This window comes from Streptomyces sp. TRM64462, assembly GCF_013362995.1.
Classification (GTDB): domain Bacteria; phylum Actinomycetota; class Actinomycetes; order Streptomycetales; family Streptomycetaceae; genus Streptomyces.
Map to the genome: position 1 here is coordinate 12,842 of NZ_JABWDV010000322.1, position 4,005 is coordinate 16,846.

General features: G+C 74.2%; 5 protein-coding genes. 3 read left to right on the forward strand and 2 right to left on the reverse strand.

What is annotated here, in order from left to right:
* The coding region (locus tag HTZ82_RS32290; protein WP_254711893.1) for an MFS transporter at nucleotides 1-1,217 on the forward strand (1,217 nt) is incomplete at its 5' end.
* A gap of 83 nt (nucleotides 1,218-1,300) precedes the next feature.
* Here the strand turns inward: HTZ82_RS32290 and HTZ82_RS16020 are convergent.
* Both HTZ82_RS16020 and HTZ82_RS16025 read right to left on the reverse strand, forming a co-directional pair.
* Entirely contained in the window at nucleotides 1,301-1,672 is a 372-nt protein-coding gene (locus HTZ82_RS16020) for a fic family toxin-antitoxin system, toxin component (protein ID WP_175410062.1), read from the reverse strand.
* 73 nt (nucleotides 1,673-1,745) lie between these two features.
* A complete protein-coding gene (locus tag HTZ82_RS16025) occupies nucleotides 1,746-2,039 on the reverse strand; it encodes a toxin-antitoxin system HicB family antitoxin (RefSeq protein ID WP_309235510.1) in 294 nt (97 codons plus the stop codon).
* Between the two features lie 108 nt (nucleotides 2,040-2,147).
* On the opposite strand from HTZ82_RS16025, the gene HTZ82_RS16030 reads away from it, so the two are divergent.
* Nucleotides 2,148-2,585 carry a GNAT family N-acetyltransferase gene (locus HTZ82_RS16030; protein WP_175410063.1) on the forward strand — a complete coding sequence of 146 codons (438 nt, stop codon included), beginning with the start codon at nucleotides 2,148-2,150 and terminating at the stop codon, nucleotides 2,583-2,585.
* A 156-nt stretch (nucleotides 2,586-2,741) separates the two neighbouring features.
* Nucleotides 2,742-4,005: hemolysin family protein (locus HTZ82_RS16035; protein WP_175410064.1), on the forward strand; the 1,264-nt coding region annotated here is incomplete at its 3' end.

A 4,005-nucleotide genomic window follows, 5' to 3' on the forward strand; every position in this document is an offset into this window, starting at 1 on the left:
CCGGGTACGCGACCGGCGCGCTCGGCAGCGCCGGCGTGGTCGTGGCCGCCGTCACCGGCAGCGCGCCCCTGCTGTTCGTCGCCCTGTTCGTGTACGGAGCGGGCACGGCCACCAACCTCCAGGCCCGGTACGCGGGCGCCGACCTGGCGGACGCGCGGCACCGGGGCCGGGCGGTGAGCACCGTCCTGGTGGCGACGACGGTCGGCGGGGTCGTCGGGCCCAACCTGGCGGCGCCGACCGGCGTCCTGGCCGAGGCGATCGGCGTGCCCCGGCTCGCGGGACCGTTTCTGCTGGCGGGCGTCGCCTACGGGGCGGGCGCGCTGATCCTCGCCGTGTGGCTGCGCCCCGACCCGCTGCTGCTGGCCCGCCGTATCGAGGAACGGCGGCTCCGGGAGGCGGAGGTGATGGGCGGCTCGGTGACCGGTGACCCGGCCGCCGGTGACCTGGTGACCGGCGCGGCGGAGGCCGACGTCTCGGGGGCCGCGGACGCGGCGGGCTCCGGGGCAGCTGGCGCCATGGGCTCGGGGGCCGCAGACGCCACGGGTTCCGGGGCCGCAGACGCCGCGCGCTCCACGGGCTCCAGGGCCGCCGGCGCCGCGCGCTCCGAGGCCACGGCCGGCGACGCCGCCGACGCCGACGCCGCCGACGGCCCGCCGCCGTTCCGTGGCGGGGTGCAGCTCGGTGCCGGGATCATGGCGCTCGCCCAGCTCGTCATGGTGGCGATCATGACCATGACGCCGGTCCACATGCAGGACCACGGCCACACGACCGCGGCGTCCGGCCTGGTGATCGCCCTCCACGTAGGGGCGATGTTCCTGCCGTCGCCGCTGACCGGGATGCTCGTCGACCGGTTCGGCCGGCTGTGGATCGCCTCCGCGTCCGGGCTCGTCCTGCTCGCCGCCGGCGCACTCGCGGCCGCCGCGCCGCCCTCGTCGGTGCCGCTGCTCGCCCTCGCCCTCGTCCTGCTGGGTCTCGGCTGGAACCTGGGCCTGATCAGCGGTACGGCTCTCGTCACCGACAGCGTGGCCCTCGCGACCCGCGCCCGCACACAGGGCTCGGTCGATGTGGGGATCGCGGCGTCCGGGGCGGTCGGCGGCATGACGTCCGGCTTCGTCGTCGCGGGCGCCGGCTACCCGGTGCTCGCCGCGACCGGTGGGGCGCTGGCCCTGGCCCTCCTCCCCGCCGCCGCGCTCGCGGCCCGGGCCAGGGCACGCTGAACGCCCCGGCCCGGGCCGCGGGCGCGGTCGGCCTCCCCTGAGGCGGTCGGCCTCACGTAACGAGATCGCACGGACCTGGAACGTCAGAGGGTCCACCGCTGCAACTCGGCGGCGATGGCGCGGACATCGGCCCGCCCGCCCTTCACCAGCCGGGCCAGCTCACGCACCCGCTCCGGCGACGTGGTCACACGCAACCCGGACGCGACCAGGTACCCGTACGCGACCGCCGAGGCGAACATCGCGTTGGAGTGCTCCAGCGCCGGGATGTGCAGCAGCAGTTGCAGCAGTGCGGCCGCCCGGGCGTGCGGGTCGTCGTAGACGGCGATCCCGAAGATCTCGGCGTCGTGCCGGCTCACCGCGGCGACGAGGGCGCCCCAGTCGTTGACCTGCGGATCGCCGGGCACCTTCTGCTCGGCGACCATCAGCAGCCAGGCGAGGTCGATGGAGAGGTTCATACGTGCGGGACACGCTCCAGGGCAGCGAAGAGGTACGGCCGGCCCAGGACGGGCACGGCCGGCGGGGCCCGTGTCAGCGGGCGGCTTCCGGGCGGGCGCCGGAGCCGGGGGCCGGGTCGGCGCCCGGGCTGCGGTCAGCTGCCGGGCCGTGCGTGGGCTCCGCGCGGAACTCCTCGGCGAACACCGACTCGTACTGCTTCATGAAGTCGGCCGCCGCGTCCACGAAGGTGCGGCCCGCCTCGCCCGCGTCACGCTGGACGAGTTCCTCGATGTACCGGTTCACGCTGACCCCCCGCTGCTGCGCCCTGCGCCGGGCGGCCTCGGCGGTCGCCTCGTCCACCCGTACGTTCAACTGCGTCTTCGCCACCCCACCACGCTAGCGCCATGACGCTAGCACCCGCAAGGGGTCGGACGCCGGACGCCTCGGACGCAAACCGATCGACGGCCCGGGGCTGCGGCTGATGGGATACCGCGCATGAACGATCTTCGGATACGCGCCGCGACCCCCGCCGATTTCGACGCCGTCCTCGCCTTCTGGAAGGCGGCCGCGGAGGGTACGAGCATCAGCGACGACCGCGCGGGCGTGGAGCGGCTGGTCGCCCGCGACCCCGAGTCCCTGATGCTCGCGGAGGACGCCGACGGCGCGCTGGTCGGCACGGTGATTGCCGGGTTCGACGGCTGGCGCTGCCACCTGTACCGGCTGGCGGTGCACCCGGACCGCCGCCGCCGGGGCATCGGCGGCGCACTGCTCGCCGCGGCCGAGGAGCGGTTCGTCCGACTGGGCGGGCGGCGCGGCGACGCGATGGTCCTCGACCGCAACGAGCGGGCCCACCACGCGTGGCGCGCGGCCGGGTACGCACCCGAGCCCCAGTGGAGCCGCTGGGTCAAGCCCCTGACCGCGGATGATCACTGATCGTCACATTAATTTGCCGGCCCTTTACCATGGGTGGACGTACATCTGTTTCATGAAAGGTCGTGAGGGTCCGCCCATGGGCGAACCTCCCAGTAGTCAGATCCGAAATCGCGCGTTCCCGCCGCCCCTGTCCGATCATGGGACGGAGGTGAACCGATGACGGAAGTGCTGCTGCTCCTGGTCGCGCTGCTCCTCGCCCTGGCCTGCGGCGCGTTCGTCGCGGCCGAGTTCTCGCTCACGACGATCGAGCGCGGCGCCTTGGAAGCCGCCGTCGAGCGCGGCGAGCGCGGCGCGGCCGGCGCCCTGAAGGCCGTTCGCTCCCTCACTTTCCAGCTGTCCGGTGCCCAGCTCGGCATCACGGTCACCAACCTGGTCGTCGGCATGCTCGCCGAGCCGTCCGTGGCGAAGCTCATCAGCGGCCCGATCCGGGGCCTCGGCCTGTCCCCGTCCGTCGCCTCCTCGCTGGCGCTGGTGATCGGCACGGGTCTGTCGACGGTCGTGCTGATGGTCGTCGGTGAGCTCGTGCCGAAGAACTGGGCAATCTCGTCCCCGCTCGGCGTCGCCAAGGTCGTGGGCACCCCGCAGCGGATCTTCAGCGCCGCGTTCAAGCCGCTGATCAGCCACCTCAACAACACGGCCAACCGCATGGTGCGCCGTATCGGCCTGGAGCCCGCCGAGGAGCTGGCCTCCGCGCGCAGCCCGCAGGAGCTGGTCGCCCTGGCCCGCCACTCCGCGAGGGAGGGCGCCCTGGAGGCGGACACGGCGGAGCTGTTCGTGCGCACCCTGAACCTGGCCGAGCTGACCGCCGAGAACGTGATGACGCCCCGCGTCCAGGTCACCGCCCTGGAGGCACAGGCGACCGCCGAGGACGTCGCCAACGCGACCCGCGCGACCGGCCTGTCCCGCTTCCCGGTCTACCGGGGCAGCCTCGACACGGTCATCGGCACCGCGCACATCAAGGACGTCCTGGCCGTTCCCGCCGACGAGCGCTACCGCACGCCGGTCGTCGAGCTGGTGCGCGAGCCGGTGCTCGTCCCCGAGACGCTGACCGTGGACCGGCTGCTCGACCGGCTGTACGGCAAAGCCACCATGGCCGTCGTCATCGACGAGTACGGCGGCACGGCCGGCGTCGTGACGATGGAGGACATCGTCGAGGAGGTCGTCGGAGAGGTGCGGGACGAGCACGACCCGCACGAGACACCCGACCTGGCGCGGGCGGGCGAGGACGCCGACGGACGCGCGCTGTGGTCCGCCGACGGCGCGGCCCGCACGGACCAGCTCCGGGCGATCGGCCTGCGGGTCCCGGAGGGACCGTACGAGACGCTCGCCGGGCTCCTCGCGACCGCCCTGGGCCGTATCCCGAGGGTCGGTGACCGCGTCGAGGTCGACGGCTGGCGGCTGGACGTCGCGGACGCCTCCG